Source organism: Paenarthrobacter sp. NEAU-H11, assembly GCF_050573415.1.
GTDB lineage: Bacteria > Actinomycetota > Actinomycetes > Actinomycetales > Micrococcaceae > Arthrobacter.
This window is the reverse complement of record NZ_JBNZGA010000011.1, coordinates 52,629-72,403: the sequence shown is the minus strand read 5'-3', so window position 1 is coordinate 72,403 and position 19,775 is coordinate 52,629. Positions and strand designations below refer to the sequence as shown.

Below are 19,775 nucleotides of genomic sequence, written 5' to 3'. Positions count from 1 at the left end.
ATCACCAGAGAGGTACCAATGCCATCCTTCACCGCGACGACGCCGTTGTTCGAGGTCATGCGCGACCCGTCCGCCCACGGGATCATTTCCAAAGAGATCCCCGAACTGGCGAACAACCCCATCCTGCATACGCTCTACCACTACCCGCTGGGGCTCATTTTGGGCACCGAGGAACAGCTCCGCGCCGATGACACCCGTCGCGCTGAGATCCTGGCACGCCTGACCGCCATCGAGCCCGCAGCAGTGCGGGAACAAGCAAAGGCCCCCCGGCCTCAGCCGCAGCAGGATTACGAACCAGCCGACACTCCCGAGGCCAGCGCCCAGACCAGCTTCCCCTCAACCTCAGCAAAATGGTCTGCCTTTGAAATTGAACTGAACGGCCCCGGCCACGGGAACCCCTTCACCGACGTCGATCTCTCCGCCAACTTCAGCAGCAACGGTTCGAGCTTCACTGTGCCTGGCTTCTACGACGGGGAAGGCACCTACCGCATCCGCCTGCTGGTTCCGGAAAGCGGCACCTGGTCCTTTACCACCGCCAGCAACGCACGATCACTGAACGGCATCAGCGGCAGTTTCGAAGCCGGAGCTGCCACCTCCCTTGGGGTCGTCCGCGTAGTGAAGCAGTTCCACTTTGCCTACGATGACGGCACCCCCCACGTCCCACTGGGCACTACCTCCTACGCCTGGACGCATCAGGGGGATGACTTGGAGCAAGAGACGCTGAGGAGCCTGGCCAACGGGCCCTTCAATAAGATGCGCATGTGCGTGTTCCCGAAGTCCTACCTGTTCAACGAAAACGAACCGGAAATCTACCCCTATGAGGGATCAGTGGATAGGGGTTTTGATTACCTTCGCCCTAACCCGGCCTTCTGGGCCCACCTGGAACGCCGGATCGACCAGCTCGAAGAGCTCGGCATCGAAGCCGACCTGATCCTGTTCCATGCATACGACCGCTGGGGTTTCTCCACCATGGGCCCGGACGCGGACGACCTATTCGTCAAGTACGCCGTCGCCCGCCTGGCCTCAAAGCGCAACATCTGGTGGTCCCTCGCCAACGAGTACGACCTCCTCTTCGGCAAGAACACCGAGGACTGGGAACGCTTCGCGGACATCGTCACCGCCAACGACCCCAACGGGCACCTGCTCTCCATCCACAACTGCCGCGAGTTCTACGACCACTCACGGCCTTGGGTAACGCACTGCAGCATCCAGCGCCGCGACATCTACAAGACCGCCGAGATGACCACCGAATGGCGCGCACAGTACGGCAAGCCCGTGGTCATCGACGAGTGCGCCTACGAAGGCAACATCGACCAGGGCTGGGGCAACATCACCGGGGAAGAGATGACCCGGCGGTTCTGGGAAGGGGCCATCCGTGGCGGCTACGTCGGACACGGCGAAACCTACATGGACCCTAACGACGTCCTGTGGTGGGCCAAAGGTGGCTCCTTCAAGGGAACAAGCCCGGACCGGATCGGTTTCCTGCGCCGCATCATCAGCGAAGTTCCGGGTGGCCGGCTTGAACCCCTGGAGGGTCACTGGGACGTCATCAGCGCCGGCCTTGAGGACGAGCACGAGCTGATCTACTTCGGCTTCTTTCAGCCCACGTACCGACGGTTCGTGAAGCCTCAGGACATCACCTTCGAGATCGACGTCATCGACACGTGGAACATGACAGTGGAAACACTTCCCGGCACCTTTCAAGGCCGGTTCCGCATCGACCTGCCCGGACGGCAGTACATCGCCGTCCGGTTGCGCGCAGTAGCCTGACGTCTATCCAGTCGCCGGGGGCGTTCCAGCAGCCCCCGGCCATCGCCGCCCCCGCCCACCCCAACCTGAAAGTCCAACGATGCTTGCGGAGAACGAGTCCCGGCTCCTTACACCTGCCCAGGAACTTGCACACGGACCCTGGCGGTTCCAGTTGCGCGGGGACGAACTCGCCGAGATTGAATACCGCGGCCGGCCAGTCCTTCGGGCCATCCGTGCCGTGGTCCGGGACCACGACTGGAGAACTCTCTCGCCCACCGTCGAATCTGTCACCGCCAGCGGAGAAGCCGGAATACTGAACGTGGTCCTCGCTATCCGATTCACCGGTTTCGGCTGCGAGTACACGGCCGAACTGGCTCTCCAGGCTTCCGGCAATGATCTTCACGTGTACTTCGAAGGCACTGCAACGCAGGATTTTAGCAGCAACCGCATAGGTCTCGTTGTCCTTCACGGACCGGATGACGCAGGCCGCGATGTCACCATCACGTCGCCCGAACACGCGGAGACCAAAGGTGCCTTTCCCCCGGAGATCAGCCCGCACCAGCCCTTCGTGGATATTGCCGCCATGAGCTGGGAACGCGACGGTACGGCCTTTCGGCTGGACTTCAGCGGCGACGTTTTCGAAACCGAAGACCAGCGGAACTGGACGGACGCCTCGTTCAAGACCTACAGCACCCCACTATCCCGGCCCTTCCCCGTCAATATCCACGCCGGCCATCAGATCCATCAAAGTGTCCGGCTCAGCGCCGCACCAACGGCGGCGGTTGCGACAGCCTTTGTCGGGCCGTCCGCAACGGAGGTGTTGACCGTTCGGAAGGATGTCCGGGGGAGCGTCCCGGCCCTGGGCACATCAGCATCGCAATCGGCGGTAAAACTGCCGTTCTTGCCCGGCCTGGAGGCCTTACTCGTGGAGCTTCCCGGCAGCGATCCCGCCGCGGCCGCAGGGCTGCTGGCGCACGCCTCGGGGCAGGCCGCCGAACTTGGCAGCCGCCTGGATGTGCGGATAATCGCTGCCACCGCCGCGGACATCCCACCGGTAATGGACCTGCTTCCTCTGGGGAATGTCATTAGAATCGGGACGTTCAGCTCCCAGGGACACGTAGCGGAGCCGGAGTTGTGGGAGCAGCTGCGCACCGAGGCGAAACGTCTCGGATTCGCCGGTGCATTGCTTTCCGGCGCCCGTTCACACTTCACCGAGCTCAACCGCCGGCGGGACTCCATTCGGGCAGACGCCGACGCCATCACCTACAGCATCACGCCCCAGATGCACGCCACCGAAGTGCCGCACATCGTCGAGAGCCTGCTGATCCAGCGGCAGACGGCGCTGAACGCCCACCTTCTCGGATCCGGCAAGCCGCTGCACGTCGGCCCCGTGACACTCAGGGCACGCTTCAACGCCGTCGCCACCGACGGCGCCTACGACCCCGCCACCTTGGAGGCCATGACAACCGACCCGCTTCAGGCGGAGGAATTCACCGCCGCCTGGCTGCTGGGCAGTATCCACGCACTGACGGTGCCCGGGGTGGAATCCATCAGTTACTTCGAGGCCAGCGGCCCTAGAGGCCTCATCACGGCAGAAGGATCTCTTACGCCGTCGTTCGGGATCATGGCAAAGCTGGCCGCCTTGCGCGGCGCTGACGTGCTGCACGTCGATGGTGCCGTCCCCGGTCTGTTGCTGTACCCGGTCGCATCCCGAACCGCGGTGCTGCTCTTTGCCGCGAACCTCACCGCTGACGCGCTGAAAATTGCTGTCAAACTTGAAGGCGGCTATGCGCTGATCCTTGACATTCCGGCATGGTCGGCCATCACCCGGCCGCTGAGCTGACTCGACCCACCACGAAAAGAGGAACAAGATGTCCACCAGGCTTGCAGGGAAAACCGCCCTCGTCACGGGTGCTGGATCCGGCATCGGGCTGGCAGTGGCCCGGCGCTTCACCGCCGAAGGTGCCCGTGTGTACTTTGCCGACATCAACGTCGAAGCTGCCGAAAAGGCCGCCGCGGCCAGCGGCAGCGAACGGGCCACGGCCCTGCCTGTGGACATCTCCGATGAGCACAGCGTCGAAGCCGCCTATGCTGCCATCGCTGCCGAGGGCGCGCTGGACATCGTTGTGGCCAACGCCGGCGTCCAGCTCTTCGGGCAGGACGCGAAGGTGGGAGACCTTTCCCTGGAGGTCTGGGACAAGACCGTAGCCATTAATCATCGCGGGGCGTTCCTTACCCTCAAACATGCCGTGCGTGCACTGGAGGGGAGGGGAGGATCGATCATCTGCACCGGCAGCCCCACAGCCGTCGTGGCCTGCGGGCAGACCTTCACCGCATATTCCAGCTCAAAGGCCGGCGTCCATGGACTGGCCAGGGTTGTGGCCGCAGACTACGCCAAAGACGGCATCCGGGTTAACACCGTAGTCCCGGGATACACCGAGACCCCTCTCGTGCAGACCATCGCCGATGATCCCGCCAGCCGCGCCGGCCTGGTTAATTCCACCATGCTCGGACGGGCAGGCACCGCTGCCGACGTCGAAGGCATCATGGTCTATCTCGCCAGCGATGAATCAGCGTACGCCACCGGCGGCCTCTTCACGGTCGATGGCGGGCTGACCGCACTATGAGCCCGGCGTCCTCCCTTGGGGGCACGTCGTGAATGACTCGATCATCACAGCTCCCGACTATCGCCCCGGGTTGCTCAGGCACATCGTTCTGTTCGGATACCGGGACGCAACGACGCGTGAACAACGCCGGGAAATTGAGAACCGGTTCCACGCCCTGGCCGAATCAAGAAGGCGAGGAAATCGCTACATCGTCAGCATTGAATCCGGTCCGCAAAACAGTCCGGAAGGCCTGCACGGTGGACTGGAGCACGGCTTCATTGTCACTTTTCGATCCGAGGGCGACAGGAACTACTATCTCGGGGAGCCGCTGGTTACGGATCCGTCCTGCTACGACCAGGTCCATCATGACTTCAAACAGTTTGTGGGCCAGTATTTGCGTCCGTCAGGCGTTCTGGTCTTTGACTTCAGAGTCGGATAGGCGCGCCCCGGCCTGGAACGTTCCAGTGGTGACGGCCTCCAGGAACGCAGCCACCTCGGCGGGCATGTCCACAGAGTCGTTGTCCAGCAGCCACTGCACCTGCAGCCCGTCCATCAGGGCGATGAGCTGCCGCGTGGCTGCAAGGGGAACGATGCCGGGGCGGAGCCTGCCAAGCCTTGCGACTTCCGCAAAGGCCCCGGAGATGGTGTCCCGGACCCAGGTATAGCGGCGCAAGAAGTATTCGTGGGCTGGATGCTCCGGGTCAGTTGCTTCCGCCGAGAGTATGCAGTACAGGGACACCAGGCCCGGGATAGTGGTGTTGTAGCGCGTCAGCTCAACCAGCCCCCGCAACAGGTCCATGCCCTTGGCGTCGGCGGTGCCAAGCCGGTCCACCGACTCCTCATCACGAAGGGTCAGCACCGCTTCCAGCAGCGCTTCCTTGCTGGGGAAGTGGTGCAGGAGCCCAGCCTGGGTCAGGCCCACTTTGTCAGCCACATCCTTCAATGACCCCGCCCGGTAGCCTGACGCCGCGAAAACCTCGAACGCGGCCGTCAGGATTTCCTTCCGGCGGGCCTCAGTCTTGGCATAGCTGCCCCGCGGCCGGCCCCTGCGGGGAGCATCGGCAACCGCCACGGCAGGAGAATCAGTCATCACAAAACCCTATCAAGCGAGCCGCCGGACAAGTGGCGCGGGCGGGTCGGCCACTGTGTGGGGCGTCACATTTCGTATCGATTCAAGATTCCAGAATGAAAACCTAGTAGGCACTAGGTTTTCATGTTACGGTCTTTCCCAATGGCCGTCCATGGTGGACGCCACTGACCGTGAAAGGGACCAAAGATGTTCCGATCGAAGCGAATGGCCGCAATTGTTGCCGCCGTTGCCCTGAGCCTCGCCGGCTGCTCCGCGGGCGGAGATGCCTCCGGAGAACAGTCCTCCGAAACCCTCACCCTTGGCGCCCTGCTGGCGCCGAAGACCTTTGCCGCCGACCAGTCCGAGTTCGCCAACCTCTCGCCGTTCTACCAGGCCGTATACGACACCCTCATCCGCATGGAGCCGGACGGAACGCTTGTCCCGATGCTTGCCACGGAGTGGAACTACAACGAGGACAAGACCGTCCTCACCCTGAAGCTGCGCGATGACGTGAAGTTCACTGACGGCACAGCTTTCAACGCCGACGCCGCCAAGCAGAACCTCGAGCGCTTCAAGGCCGGCACCTCCCCGGACGCGCAGTTCCTCGCTGCCCTGCAGACCGCTAAGGCCGTGGACGCCACCACACTGGAATTGACCCTCTCCGCTCCGGACCCGGCCTTCCTGAACTACCTGTCCAAGGACGCATCGTTCATGCAGAGCCCGGCTTCCTTCGGCAATGCGGACATCGCCACCAATCCTGTCGGCTCCGGACCCTACATCCTGGATACCGCCGCAACGGTCACGGGCACCTCCTATACCTACAAGAGCAACCCGGATTATTGGGCCAAAGACCTCCGTCACTATGACAATCTGGTCCTGAACGTCTACAGCGACCAGACCTCGCTGCTGAATGCCATCAAATCCGGCACCCTGAACGCCGCCAATACCATCGACAACAACACGTTGTCGGAAATCGAAGCAGCCGGCTACAAGGTCAACCCCCTCGAGCTGAACTGGTCCGGCCTGCTCATCTTCGACCGCGCCGGCACCACCAACCCGGCACTGAAGGACGTCCGCGTCCGCCAGGCACTCAACTACGCCTTCGACTCCAAGGCCATGCTGGAATCCATTGGCCAGGGCTACGGTGAGCTGACCACCCAGGTGTTCCCGCCGTCGTCGGACGCCTATGACAAGTCCCTTGACTCCCGCTACACCTACAACCCCGCCAAAGCCAAGGCCCTGCTGGCCGAAGCCGGTTACGCCAGCGGGCTCACCCTGGAACTGCCGTCCTCCACCCTGCTGGGCAACACCATCCCGGCGCTGATCACCCAGCAGCTCAAGGACGTGGGCATTGACGTAAAGTTCACGGACGTCGGAAACAACTTCATCGCCGACCTCCTGGCCCCGAAGTTCGGCGTCAGCTACATGATCCTTGAACAGCAGTCAGACTGGCAGCTGATCAACATGAAGCTCACCCCCAACGCCCCCTGGAACCCGTACAAGTACGAGGACCCCAAGGTCGACGAACTGGTCAACAAGATTCACATGGGTTCCGCTGAAGAGCAGAAGTCCGCTGCCAAGGAACTGAACAAGTACATCGTGGAGCAGGCCTGGTTTGCCCCGTGGTACCGCCCCCAGTCCAGCTTCGTGACCGACGCAAAAACCAACGTCGAGGTCCAGACGGGCAACGCCTACCCGTTCCTCTGGTCCTTCACCCCCGCCTCCTAGCGGACCGGCTGCCGGACGGGCCCCTCGCCCGGCCCGGCAGCCTCAGGAACCTTCCTTAAGGAATTTCGAATGTACCGATTCGTGCTGCGGCGCCTGCTTGCCGGTGTCCTCTTGCTGTTCGTCATCACCACGGTGGCCTACCTGTTGCTCTACGCCGGCGGCGGCGACATCGCCCGCCGCATCGTGGGACCCACCGCCAGCGATGCCCAGGTTGCGCTGAAGGCCAATCAGCTGGGCTTGGACCGCCCGCTTGTTGTCCAGTACTGGGACTGGCTGGGCGGGGCCCTGACGGGCGACCTTGGCAGATCCTGGTTCACCGGCCAGCTCGTCAGCGTCGGGGTCAGCAGCCGCGTCTCCGTCACCATCTCCCTGGTCCTCGGTGCCACCATCATCGCTGCGGTCGTGTCGGTGGTCGTGGCCGTCTGGGCGGCAGTGCGCCGCGGCTGGGTGGACCGTATGGTCCAGTTCGTGGGCGTCCTTGGCTTCGCCATCCCCGGGTTCCTGATCGCGCTGGGGCTGGTGTCCCTGTTCGCCCTCAACCTCAAGTGGTTCAAGGCCACAGGGTATGTACCAATTACGACGTCATTCGGCGGCTGGGCGGCCACAGTCACCCTGCCGATCATCGCGCTATCGATCGGCTGCATCGCTGCCGTGGTGCAGCAGATCCGCGGGTCACTGATCGATGCGCTCCGCCAAGACTACGTCCGAACGCTGCGCGCCCGCGGCCTGTCCTTCAACCGGGTGGTCTACAAACACGTGCTGCGCAATGCCGGCGGTCCGGCCCTGGCCGTGCTGGCCGTGCAGTTCATTGGACTGCTTGGCGGCGCCGTCATCGTTGAACAGATCTTTGCCCTGCCCGGCCTTGGGCAGATCACCGTCGCCGCCACCGGCCAGGGTGACATTCCGGTGGTGATGGGCGTCGTCGTTGCGACGGCTGCCATCGTGGTCACCGTCAACCTCATCATCGACCTCGCCCAAGGCTGGCTCAATCCGAAAGTTCGGCTGTCATGATCGAAGCTCCCATCGTACTGCCTACCACGGCAGCTAAGGTTTCCCTGTTCCGCAAGCTCCTGACCCACCCGACGGGTGCTGCTTCGCTGCTGGTCCTGTTCCTGGTGGCACTGGCCTCGATCCTGGCCCCGGTGCTGGCAACGCATGATCCCAACGCTGCCAGCCTCAAGGATGTGCTGGCCAAGGCCGGATCCGAACACCTCCTCGGCGCTGACAGCGCGGGCCGCGATGTCTTCAGCCGCCTGCTGTTCGCCGGCCAGTTCAGCCTCGCCGGAGCCCTGGTGGCCCTTGCCGTGGCACTGGTCATCGGCGTCACGGCCGGGCTGATCGCCGGCTACTACGCGGGCTGGTTCGATTCGGTCTCCTCCTGGCTCACCGGCCTGATGATGGCTCTGCCGGGCATGGTGGTCCTGCTGGCGGCCCGCGCCGTAGTTGGCCCCTCCATGTGGCTCTCCATGGTGATCTTCGGTGTGCTGCTTTCGCCGGCGTTCTTCCGGCTCGTTTATGCATCCGTCACTGCAGTCCGCAACGAGTTGTACGTTGATGCGGCGCGCGTCTCCGGCCTCAGCGATTTCCGGATCATCGGCCGGCATATCCTGACCGTGGTCCGGGCCCCTGTCATCATCCAGTCCGCTATGGTCCTCGGCATCGCCATCGCCATCCAGGCTGGACTGGAGTTCCTTGGCTTGGGCGACCTGAACATCCCCACCTGGGGCAGCATGCTCAACGACGGCTTCATCAATATCTTTAAATCCCCCAGCCTGGTCCTGTGGCCCGCCCTGATTATTGGGCTGGTCTGCATCGCCCTGACGCTCCTGGCCAACGCCATGCGCGACGAGCTGGAACGCAGCCGCGGACCGGTCAAGAAGAGCCGCAAGGCCGCCGCTGCAGCCGCTGCAGCCGACGCAGAGGGTGCCGCCGAGAAACGCGGTGCGGCCGCCGTCGTCCACGCCGAAGAATTGAATGAGAATGCCGGCGAGCTGCTGCTGGAAGTCACCGACCTCGGCGTCGGCTACGACCAGTCCGACGGCTCCACCACCCACGTGGTGAACCACGTGAACCTGACGGTCCGCCGCGGCGAAGTCCACGGCCTGGTGGGGGAGTCCGGATCCGGAAAGACGCAGACCGCTTTTTCCATCCTCCGGCTCCTGCCCCAAGGCGGGCGCATCACCGGCGGGTCCATCTTCTTCGAGGGCCAGGACCTGGCACATCTTTCCGAGAAGGAGATGACCAAGGTCCGCGGGAAGCGCATCGCGTATATCCCGCAGGAACCCATGTCCAACCTGGACGGAGCCTTCACGATCGGCAGCCAGCTGATGGAGCCCATGCGCGTCTGCCTGGGAATCTCCAAAGCCGAGGCCCGGACACGGGCGCTGGCACTCCTGGCCAAGGTGGGCATTCCCAACCCGGAACGCACCTTCAATGCGTACCCGCACCAGATCTCCGGCGGCATGGCCCAGCGTGTCCTGATAGCCGGCGCCGTGTCCTGCGAGCCGGACCTGCTGATCGCCGACGAACCCACCACTGCCCTGGACGTCACCGTGCAGGCCGAAGTCCTGAACCTGCTCCGCGAACTCCAGGACGAACTGAATATGGGGGTAATTCTGGTCACCCACAACTTCGGCGTGGTGGCCGACCTGTGTGATCGTGTCTCGGTCATGCAGACCGGCCGCGTGGTGGAGACCGGACCCGTCCGGGCCATCTTCAACAACGCACAACACCCCTACACCCGGCAGCTGCTGGACGCGATCCTCGAGGACACCGCACCCCGCGGCCCGCTCGCCCCTGCTGACGCGGCGACAGACGGAACCAAGGAACTGAAGGAAGTGACGTCATGACAGAGACGCTGCTCGACGTCAAGGACGTCGTGGTCGAATACCCGCTCAAGGGCTTCCGCCGGGAACCGTTCCGGGCGCTGAAGGGCGTCTCCCTGGACATCAGGCCGGGCGAGACCGTGGGACTGGTGGGAGAATCCGGTTCCGGGAAGACCACCCTGGGCCGTGCCGTACTGGGACTGGCACCGGTCACCGGCGGCAGCATCAAGTACCGCGGCCAGGAAATTTCCAAGGCCAGCCGGGCCCAGCGCAAGGAACTTAGCCACGAGATCCAGGTGGTCTTCCAGGACCCGTACACATCGCTGAACCCATCTATGACGATCGAGCAGATCCTGACCGAGCCGCTGACGGTCCGCAAGGTGGAGCGGCAGGCCGCCAACAAGCGCGTCGCTGAACTGCTGGACCAGGTCCGGCTGCCGCACGATGCCGCGCACCGCCTGCCTCGCGAGTTCTCCGGCGGCCAACGCCAGCGCGTCGCGATCGCCCGGGCCTTGGCCTTGGATCCGAAGCTGATCGTCTGCGACGAACCCGTGTCCGCGCTGGACCTCTCCACCCAGGCCAGGGTGATGGAACTCTTCATCGAGATCCAGGAACGCACCGGCGTCGCCTACCTCTTTGTCTCCCACGACCTCGCAGTGGTCCGGCACCTCAGCCACCGCGTGGCCGTGATGTACCACGGCGAGATCGTGGAATGGGGCGACGGCGAGCAGGTTACCGGGGCTCCCGAACACCCCTACACCCAGCGGCTTTTCATGGCCGCCCCGATTCCCGATCCCGACCGGCAGGCCAAGCACCGTGCTGACCGGCTCCGCCTCCTGGAACTCCAGCACCAGCAGGACCTCCAGGCCGGCGTCGCCTGACCCGAGGCCAGCTGGCCTCTTTAGCCGCACACGCACCACGTCCTCCACAAAACAGCCAAGAAAGCCACGATGGAAACCCTCACCACTGACACGAACACTGACCAGAGCACCGACGTCCGGCTCAAAGCCCTCCTGGCTGAACTGACCCTCGAAGATAAGGTCCAGCTGCTGACCGGCCGTGACTTCTGGACCACTTGGCCGCTGGAGAAGATTGGCCTGCGCCGGATGCTGTTCTCGGATGGCCCCACCGGCGTCCGTGGCGAGGTGTGGGATGAGCGGGAGCCGTCGATGAACTTCCCGTCCGCCGCGGCGATCAGCTCGTCCTGGGACCCGGCCATCGCTGACCGACTCGGCGCAGCTTCCGCCGTTGAAGCCCGGCGAAAGGGCGTCGACGTCGTCCTTGGTCCCACGATCAACCTGCACCGCTCCCCGCTGGGCGGCCGGCACTTCGAAGCATTCAGCGAAGACCCGGTCCTCACCGCCGAACTCGCCGCGGCGTACGTTGCCGGGGTGCAGCGCAACGGGGTGGGAGCCACCCCCAAGCACTACATCGCCAACGACTCCGAGACGGACCGCTTTACCGTGGACGTGAAAGTGGGGGACCGGCCGCTACGCGAGCTCTACCTGCTCGCGTTCGAAAAGGCCATCGTTGAATCGAAGGCGTGGCTGGTGATGAGCGCCTACAACTCCATCAACGGCGCCACCGCCACCGAAAACGACTTGCTGGAAACCCCGCTGAACAGCGAATGGGGCTTCGACGGTGTGGTCATCAGTGACTGGACCGCCGTCCGCAGCATTGACAGCGCCAACGCGTCCCAGGACCTGGCCATGCCCGGGCCGGACGGCCCCTGGGGCGAAGCCCTGGTGGTGGCAGTGAAAGCCGGTCGGGTTCCGGAATCCGCGGTTGACCGAAAGGTGCTCCGGATCCTGCAGCTCGCCGCCCGTGTCGGCGCCCTGGAGGGTTTCGAGCCGGTGGCTGCAGAACCGGCGGACCGGGAGGACCCCGCCGCGTTCGCCCGTGAAGCGTCCGCCGCCGGCACCGTCATGGTGAAGAACGACGGAGTGCTGCCGCTGGATCCTGCCTCAGTGAAGAAGGTCGCGGTGATTGGGCACAACGCCCGCTACGCCCGCACCCAGGGCGGCGGCTCTGCCACGGTGGTGCCGGAAAAGGTCATCACCCCGCTGGACGGGATCCGCGAAGCGTTCGGTGCCGACAACGTGACCTACAGCGTGGGCGCCGTGGTCCAGGAAGGCATCTCGGAACTGCCGCTGGAACAGCTCACCAACCCCGCCACCGGAACCCCCGGCCTGCGGGTCCGGTTCCTGGACTCTAACGGGAACGAACTCTTCGCCGAGGACCGCCGCTCAACTGCCTTGGTCTGGTTCGGCGGGGACGCCCCCATCGCAGCCTCCTCCATGGTCCAGTTCCACACCTTCTTCACGCCCGAGGAGACTGGACCGGTCAACCTGGGTTTCTCCACCGTGGGCCACGGCCGGATCTTCGTCGACGGCATCCTGGCCCGTGAAGCCACTATCGAAGCCACCGGCACGGACCTCGGCGCGGCATTCCTCGCCCCGCCGTCCGCGTCCGTCCAGGTCCAGGCCACGGCAGGCGTCCCCTTGGAGGTTCGGATCGAACTGGACACCCATGACCGCGAGGGCGCCCTGTCCAACGCCCTGGCCGTCACCATCGGCATCGAAGCGGACGACGCCGACCCGGACGCCCTGATCCGCGACGCCGTGGAGGCTGCCCGCGCGGCCGAGGCCGCCGTCGTCGTCGTGGGCACCAACTCGCGGGTCGAATCCGAAGGTTACGACCGGACGTCCCTGGCGCTTCCGGGCCTGCAGGACCGCCTGGTCCACGCAGTCGCCGCCGCCAACCCCCGCACCATCGTGATCGTCAACTCCGGCTCACCTGTCCTGCTGCCGTGGCGCGAGGAGGTAGCGGCGACCCTGATCGGCTACTTCGGCGGCCAGGAGTTCGGCCACGCCCTCACCGACATCCTCACCGGCGCCAGCGAACCCGGCGGCCGGCTGCCCACCACCTGGCCAGCCACCCAGGAGGACGTCCCCGTCATCAACGTCACCCCGGCACCCGACGGGACCCTGACCTACGACGAGGGCATCCACATCGGCTACCGCGCCTGGCTCAAAGCCGGCACGGAACCTGCCTATGAATTCGGTTATGGCCTCGGCTACACCGGCTGGACCCTGGACAAAGCCGACGCACCCGCACACGCTGGCCCGGGCGCCGTCGTCCCCCTTACCGTGACCCTGACCAACACCGGTACCCGGCCCGGCAAGAACGTGGTCCAGGTTTACGCCGAAAAACCGGGCTCCGCCGTCGACCGCCCGGTCCGCTGGCTCGTCGCCTCTGCTCCGGTTTGGGCCGGCCCCGGCGAAACCGCCTCCGCCGCCCTCGAAGTACCCACCCGCCTCCTGGCCTACTGGGACAACGGCTGGACCTACGAACCCGGAACCTACACCCTCCGCATCGGCACCTCCGTAACCAACGTGCCACTCGAAACCGCGCTGACGCTGTCCGCAGCAGACCAGGAAGACGCCGCATGAGCCTGCCAAACCCCCTGATCCCCGGCTTCAACCCGGACCCCAGCATCGTCAAGGTGGGCGGGGACTACTACCTGGCTACCTCCACGTTCGAATACCTCCCCGGAATCCCCGTCTACCACAGCACCGATCTGGTCAACTGGACCCGGATCGGCCACGTGGTGGACCGGGAGGGCCAGCTGGATTCGCGGGACGTGCCCACCCTCGGCGGCGCCTGGGCACCGACCATCCGCTTCCACGACGGCCTGTTCTATGTCGCCGTCACGGACGCCATGGCCCGCGGCACGCTGGTTTTTACCGCCAAGAACCCCGCCGGCCCCTGGAGCGACGGGCTCGCCATCGAAGGTGCCATCGGCATCGACCAGGACCTCGCCTGGGACGAGGATGGCACCGCCTACATGACCTACTCCGGGCTGGACACGGTCACCGGTAACATCAACGAGCACGGCGGCATCCTCCAGGTCCGGGTTGACCTTGAGTCTGGCAAGGCCTTGGAGGAACCGCGCAGCGTCTGGTCCGGTACCGGCCTGATGTTCCCCGAGGCGCCGCACCTCTACAGGCATGGCAGCTACTGGTACCTGATGATCGCCGAGGGCGGCACCGAACGCGGCCACAGTGTCAGCATCGCCCGCGGAACCTCTCCGGCCGGCCCGTTCGAGGGCAACCCGGGCAACCCCATCCTGAGTGCCCGGAGCACCGACAGGCCCATCCAGAACACGGGCCACGGTGACCTGGTGGAGACCCCCGACGGCAGCTGGGCCATGGTGCTCCTCGGCATGCGGCCCAAGGGCATGACACGCGCCTTCTCCGCCCTGGGCCGGGAAACGTTCATCACCCCGGTCGCGTGGGAGGACGGCTGGCCCGTTGCCGAGCCGGTCATCCTGAACCCCCGCGACGGCGGCTTCGCGTATCAGAATGACTTTACGAACACGGACCTCGACGGCGGCTGGGTCGCCGTCCGGCGCTTCCCTGGCGCCTTCGCCTCCAGCGAAAAAGTCCCCGGGCGCCTCACCCTGACAAGCGACGGCGCGGACCTGGACGATGCCCGTCCCGCGTTCCTGGGCCGCCGCCAGCAATCCCAAGTGGAAACCATCGCTGCTTTGGTGAATGCCGGATCGCCAGAGTCCGGCAAGGGTGCGGGCGGCCTGGCAGTCCGCTACGACGAGGCCCACCACTACTCGATCCAAACGGACGGAGTCACCATCACGGCCCGGGCCAGGATCTCCTCGATCGAACAGAGCTGGACCCGACCGGCGCCCGCCGGTCCGGTGGAACTGCGGATCGAAACCCGGGAGCCGAACCCGGACAACGCCATCGGCAGCTTGAGCTCGGACACCATCGCACTGCAGGCCGTCATCGACGGCGAACCCGTCACCCTGGCCGAGCTCGACGGCCGGTACCTCTCGGCCGAGACCGCTGCGTCCTTCACCGGACGGGTGGCGGGCGTCTTTGCCAGCAGCGGAACCGTCTCGTTTGACTGGTTCCGCAGCGAGGGCCGCGAACCCCGCTAGCTCCGGGACCGCCCCAGCCGTCTCGACACCCGTGCCCCCTTGAAAGGTCTTCTGTGACATCCACCTTCCTGACACCGCAGTCAGCCACCCGCCAGCAGCCCGCGGTCGCGCGGTTGACCGCCGAGTACCGGACGGACACGCCGTTCGTCGCCGTTCCCCGGCCGCGGCTCAGCTGGACCACGACCACCGGGAACGTGGACTGGCGGCAGGTCCGGGCCGAGCTTCGGCTGACCCGTGCCGGGACGGTGGAGTCCACCGTGCACGAAAGCCCGGAGTCCGTGCTGGTGGACTGGCCCTTCGGGGACATCGCCGCGGGTGAGCAGGTGGAGGTAGAGGTCAGAGTCACCGGGAACGACGGCGGCACCACGGACTGGAGCGCACCCCTTTCCCTGGAGAGTGGTTTTGTGGACGGCCCGTGGCAGGCCCAGGCCCTCAGCCTCCCGGCCGCGGCCGGGGAGGAACACCCGCCGGGCCAGCCCGGCCAGCTCCGGCACGAGTTCACCGTGCGGGAGGGACTGGCCAAAGCCACCCTGTTCGCTACCGCCCACGGTGTCTACCAGGCCGAAATCAACGGCTGTGAGGTGGATGACCAGGTCCTGAAGCCGGGCTGGACGGCCTACGCGGACCGGCTCAACCACGAAACCACCGACCTTACGGCGCTCCTGGCTCCGGGCCCCAACGCCATCGGCGTCTGGTTGGCCGGCGGCTGGTTCACCGAAAAGTACGGCTTCCACGGCTTCGCCAAACCGTTCTACGGGGAACAGCCGGCGGTCAAGGTGGAACTGCGCCTTGAATACACCGATGGAACGCGGGAAACCGTGGCCAGCGGGCCGGCCTGGCGGGCTTTCACCGGTGGCCCACTGGTGTCCAGCGGGATCTACGCCGGCGAGGCCTACGATGCCGGGCGCGCCGAGGCCGGCTGGTCCGAAGCCGGTTTCGACGACGCGCACTGGCTCCCCGCCGCCGTCGACTCGGGAAAGAGCTGGGCGGAGGCCACCCCGGCCACAGCCCCGCCCGTGCGCCGCATCGAGGAGGTGCCCGTCCGGGAGGTCCTGACCACGCCGTCCGGGGCCACCGTGCTGGACTTCGGCCAGAACCTGGTGGGCCGTTTGCGGATCCGCGTTTCGGGCGAAGCCGGCCACACCATTACGTTCCGGCATGCCGAAGTCCTTGAGGACGGTGAACTGTCCCTCCGCCCGCTGCGCCAAGCCGCCGCCACCGACACCTACACCCTGGCCGGCAACGGCGAAGAAGAATGGGAGCCGCGCTTCACGTTCCACGGCTTCCGATATGCCCAGGCGGACAACTGGCCCGGCGAGCTGGACCCGGCGGCGATCACCGCCGTCGTCATCCACAACGACATGCGCCGCACCGGTTGGTTCGAATGTTCGGAGCCGCTGCTGAACCGGTTGCACGAAAACGCCCTCTGGGGGATGCGGGGCAACTTCCTGGCACTGCCCACTGACTGCCCGCAACGCGACGAGCGGCTGGGCTGGACCGGCGACATCCAGGTCTTCAGCCCCACCGCCAGCTACCTTTATGACTCGCTGGGCTTCCTCGGCTCCTGGCTGCAGGACCTGGCCCTTGAGCAAGGCCACCGCGACGGCGTGGTTCCCATTATCGTGCCGTCCGTGCTCGACATGCTCGAATCGCCTGTGGCCGCGTGGGGCGACGCCGCAACCGTGGTCCCGTGGGTGCTGTTCGAACGCTTCGGTGACACCGGCCTGCTTCGTCGGCAGTACGCCAGCATGCGGGACTGGGCCGATGCCCTCCTGAAGGTCCGGGACAGTTCCGGACTCTGGCAGGGCCAGATGCAGCTGGGTGACTGGCTCGACCCCGCCGCGCCGCCGGACAAGCCCGGCGCTGCCCGCACGCACGGAGACATTGTGGCCAGCGCATACCTGTTCCGGTCCCTGGACCTGGTGGCACGGGGCGCCGCCGTCCTCGGTTATGACACTGACCGGGGTAAGTACGAGGCCCTTGCTGAGGCGACCCGGCTCGCCTTCCTGGCCGAGTACGTCACTCCGGCCGGCCGGATGGTCTCGGACGCCCAGACTGCCTACTCGCTGGCCCTGATGTTCGGGATCAGCACCGACCCGTCCCAGCGCCAGGCTCTCGGGGACCGGCTGGCCGAGCTCGCCCGCCTGGGCGGCTACCGGATCGCCACCGGATTCGTGGGGACGCCGCTGATCGCCGATGCCCTGACCGTCACCGGCCACCTGTACGCTGCCGAACGGCTGCTGACCCAGACGGAGTGCCCGTCCTGGTTGTACCCGGTCACGCAGGGCGCCACCACCATCTGGGAACGCTGGGACTCCATCCTCGAGGACGGCAGCGTCAACCCCGGCGAAATGACGTCCTTCAACCACTACGCGCTGGGTGCGATCGCCGATTGGATGCACCGCACCGTCGCCGGCCTGGCCCCGGCAGCTCCCGGGTACCGGAAATTGGCCATCGCGCCCCGTCCGCTCAGCAGCCTCACGCACGCGTCGACGTCGCACGAGACCCCCTACGGCCTGGCCCGGGTTGCCTGGAAGCGCGTGGGTGACCGCATCCTGGTGGAGGCCACCGTGCCGCCGGGCACTAGCGCCGTGGTATCGCTCCCTGGTGGTTCCGCGGAGTTTGAGGTGGGCTCAGGCCGGCATCGCTGGGACGTTGCCGGTGCGGAGCCGGCAGCTGCATCCGGCACGGTGTCCCTGTCCTCCCCGCTCGCGGACGTCATGGACGACCCCTCGGCGTATGCCGCCGCGTGGAAGGCAATCGACGCGCATAATCCCGCCGAGGCTGTAGCTTTCCGCAGGGACACCATCTGGTACCGGCAGACCACGTTGGAGCAGAGCCTGCTCTTCACCCAGCCCGCCGTCAAACACGACATTGCCGCTGCGCTGGCCGCGCTGGCCGACCGGCGCTCTGCCGGAAATCCTGAAAACTCCTGAACCAAGCCCCTTAATCCAGAAGGTCTCGATGACTACTTTCACCGCAGAAAGCCCGCTGTACTTTGTGATGCGGCATGCCGAGGGCAACCGCATCCTCACTGAACACGTCCCCACACTGACGAACAATCCCCTGCTCCACACGCTGTACTTCCACGAGGTGGGCATGATCCTGGGAACCGAGGAGGCACTGAAGGGCCGGCCCGCCGAGGTGGCCGAGATTCTCCGGCTCATCGGTGAACTGGAGCCGGAGGACTCTGCAGCGGAACGCGCTGCGGCAGCCGCCGTCGACGTTCCGGCTCCGGACGCGGGCTATGAGCCGGAAACCGTGCTGCGGGGCAGCGCGGCTGTTTTCCTGCCCACGACGGCGGCGGCGCAGCAACGCTTCGAAGCCGCCTTCGCCGGCCCCTCGCACGGCAACCCGTTCACCGACGTCGAGCTCCGCGCAGTGTTCACCGCCCCCTCCGGCCAGGAACTCAGCGTCCCCGGCTTCTACGACGGGGACGGCAGCTACAAGGTCAGGCTCCTGATCCCCGAAGCGGGGGAGTGGACCTTCGTCACCTCCAGCAACGCACGCTCGCTGGACGGCGTCAGTGGTTCGTTCCGTGCCGCGGAAGCCGCAGCAGGTGCCAAGGGCGTGGTGCGCGTGGCCGGCACCTTCCACTTCGCGTACGACGGCGGCACCCCCTACCTGCCGATCGGCACCACTGCCTACGCGTGGACCCATCAGGGCGATGCCCTCGAAAAGCAGACCCTGGAGACGCTCGCCACAGGACCGTTCAACAAGATGCGCATGTGCGTCTTCCCCAAGTCCTACCTGTTCAACGAGAACGAACCGGACCTGTACGCGTTCGAGGGCTCCCTGGCAGGTGGCTTCGACTATGAGCGGCCCAACCCGGCGTTCTACCGCCACCTCGAACAACGCATCACCCAACTGGACGAGCTCGGCATCGAGGCCGATCTCATCCTGTTCCATGCCTACGACCGCTGGGGATTTTCCACCATGACTCCCGGCCAGGACGACCGCTACCTGAAGTACGTGGTGGCCCGGCTCGCTTCGCACCGGAACGTCTGGTGGTCGCTGGCCAACGAATACGACCTGCTGTTCCGCAAGACCACCGGGGACTGGGAACGCTTCGCCGGCATTGTCCAGGCCAACGATCCGTCCGGGCACCTGCTGTCCATCCACAACTGCCAGGACTTCTACGACTACAGCCGGCCGTGGATCACCCACAGCAGCATCCAGCGGCAGGACGTGCACAAGACCGCGGAGTTCACGGGGGAGTGGCGGGACCGCTGGCAGAAGCCGGTGGTCATCGACGAGTGCGCCTACGAGGGCAACATCGATCAGGGCTGGGGTAACATCACCGGCGAGGAAATGACCCGCCGGTTCTGGGAAGGCTCCCTCCGCGGCGGCTACGTCGGCCACGGCGAGACCTACATGCACGCCGAGGACATCCTGTGGTGGGCCAAGGGCGGGGAGTTCCACGGCAGCAGCCCGGAGCGCATCGCCTTCCTCCGCCGCATCATGGAGGAAACCCCGGGCGGATTCCTGGAGCCGCTGCCCGGCGCCTGGGACGTGCCCACCGCCGGGATCCGGTACGAATACGAGATCAGCTACTTCGGGTTCAACCAGCCCACCTACCGGAACTTCGTGATGCCCGCCGGACGGAAGTACGAAGTGGACGTCATCGACACCTGGAATATGACCATTGAAACCCTTCCGGACACGGTGGCGGGACGGTTCCGCGTGGAGCTCCCGGGCAGGCAGTTCATGGCAGTCAGGTTCCGGGCAGTGTAGCCCTGCATCGGCTGTGTGGCCATGTGAACGTGCCTCAACCCGAGTCCGGAGCCGCCGGTATTCTTCGACTCGAATCCTGACCCACCTACCCTATGCCGGGAGGC

The 19,775-nt window shown here is 65.6% G+C and carries 13 protein-coding genes; 12 read left to right on the top strand and 1 reads right to left on the bottom strand.

The window, feature by feature from the left end; translation table 11 throughout:
• Positions 1 to 18: 18 nt before the first annotated feature.
• From ACQ3DC_RS14595 to ACQ3DC_RS14580, 4 genes are all read left to right on the top strand, one after another.
• The gene (locus tag ACQ3DC_RS14595; RefSeq protein ID WP_430752565.1) at positions 19 to 1,770 is read left to right on the top strand and encodes a DUF5605 domain-containing protein; all 1,752 of its coding nucleotides are present in this window, start codon (positions 19 to 21) and stop codon (positions 1,768 to 1,770) included.
• 79 nt (positions 1,771 to 1,849) lie between these two features.
• Positions 1,850 to 3,592, top strand: coding sequence for a hypothetical protein (locus ACQ3DC_RS14590; RefSeq protein WP_430752564.1), 1,743 nt, complete (start codon positions 1,850 to 1,852; stop codon positions 3,590 to 3,592).
• A gap of 28 nt (positions 3,593 to 3,620) precedes the next feature.
• On the top strand, positions 3,621 to 4,376 hold the full coding sequence (locus ACQ3DC_RS14585; protein WP_430752563.1) for an SDR family NAD(P)-dependent oxidoreductase: 756 nt from the start codon (positions 3,621 to 3,623) through the stop codon (positions 4,374 to 4,376).
• 28 nt (positions 4,377 to 4,404) lie between these two features.
• Positions 4,405 to 4,794, top strand: coding sequence for a Dabb family protein (locus tag ACQ3DC_RS14580; protein ID WP_430752562.1), 390 nt, complete (start codon positions 4,405 to 4,407; stop codon positions 4,792 to 4,794).
• Here the strand turns inward: ACQ3DC_RS14580 and ACQ3DC_RS14575 are convergent.
• The gene (locus tag ACQ3DC_RS14575; RefSeq protein ID WP_430752561.1) at positions 4,759 to 5,445 is read right to left on the bottom strand and encodes a TetR/AcrR family transcriptional regulator; all 687 of its coding nucleotides are present in this window, start codon (positions 5,443 to 5,445) and stop codon (positions 4,759 to 4,761) included. The genes ACQ3DC_RS14580 and ACQ3DC_RS14575 overlap by 36 nt on opposite strands.
• Before the next feature lie 186 nt (positions 5,446 to 5,631).
• On the opposite strand from ACQ3DC_RS14575, the gene ACQ3DC_RS14570 reads away from it, so the two are divergent.
• From ACQ3DC_RS14570 to ACQ3DC_RS14535, 8 genes are all read left to right on the top strand, one after another.
• The gene (locus tag ACQ3DC_RS14570; RefSeq protein WP_400575627.1) at positions 5,632 to 7,152 is read left to right on the top strand and encodes an ABC transporter substrate-binding protein; all 1,521 of its coding nucleotides are present in this window, start codon (positions 5,632 to 5,634) and stop codon (positions 7,150 to 7,152) included.
• A gap of 69 nt (positions 7,153 to 7,221) precedes the next feature.
• A complete protein-coding gene (locus ACQ3DC_RS14565; protein WP_400575626.1) occupies positions 7,222 to 8,163 on the top strand; it encodes an ABC transporter permease in 942 nt (313 codons plus the stop codon).
• Entirely contained in the window at positions 8,160 to 10,001 is a 1,842-nt protein-coding gene (locus tag ACQ3DC_RS14560; RefSeq protein ID WP_430752560.1) for a dipeptide/oligopeptide/nickel ABC transporter permease/ATP-binding protein, read from the top strand. The genes ACQ3DC_RS14565 and ACQ3DC_RS14560 overlap by 4 nt, the downstream gene beginning before the upstream one ends.
• Complete coding sequence (locus tag ACQ3DC_RS14555) at positions 9,998 to 10,858, top strand: ATP-binding cassette domain-containing protein (protein WP_430752559.1); 861 nt, start codon at positions 9,998 to 10,000, stop codon at positions 10,856 to 10,858. Before ACQ3DC_RS14560 ends, ACQ3DC_RS14555 begins: the two co-directional genes overlap by 4 nt.
• A 69-nt stretch (positions 10,859 to 10,927) precedes the next feature.
• Positions 10,928 to 13,429, top strand: a complete 2,502-nt coding sequence (locus tag ACQ3DC_RS14550; RefSeq protein ID WP_430752558.1) for a beta-glucosidase family protein — start codon at positions 10,928 to 10,930, stop codon at positions 13,427 to 13,429.
• The gene (locus ACQ3DC_RS14545; RefSeq protein WP_430752557.1) at positions 13,426 to 14,937 is read left to right on the top strand and encodes a family 43 glycosylhydrolase; all 1,512 of its coding nucleotides are present in this window, start codon (positions 13,426 to 13,428) and stop codon (positions 14,935 to 14,937) included. Before ACQ3DC_RS14550 ends, ACQ3DC_RS14545 begins: the two co-directional genes overlap by 4 nt.
• A gap of 53 nt (positions 14,938 to 14,990) precedes the next feature.
• A complete protein-coding gene (locus ACQ3DC_RS14540; protein WP_430752556.1) occupies positions 14,991 to 17,873 on the top strand; it encodes a family 78 glycoside hydrolase catalytic domain in 2,883 nt (960 codons plus the stop codon).
• A 28-nt stretch (positions 17,874 to 17,901) separates the two neighbouring features.
• Complete coding sequence (locus ACQ3DC_RS14535) at positions 17,902 to 19,671, top strand: DUF5605 domain-containing protein (RefSeq protein ID WP_430752555.1); 1,770 nt, start codon at positions 17,902 to 17,904, stop codon at positions 19,669 to 19,671.
• Positions 19,672 to 19,775: the final 104 nt, after the last annotated feature.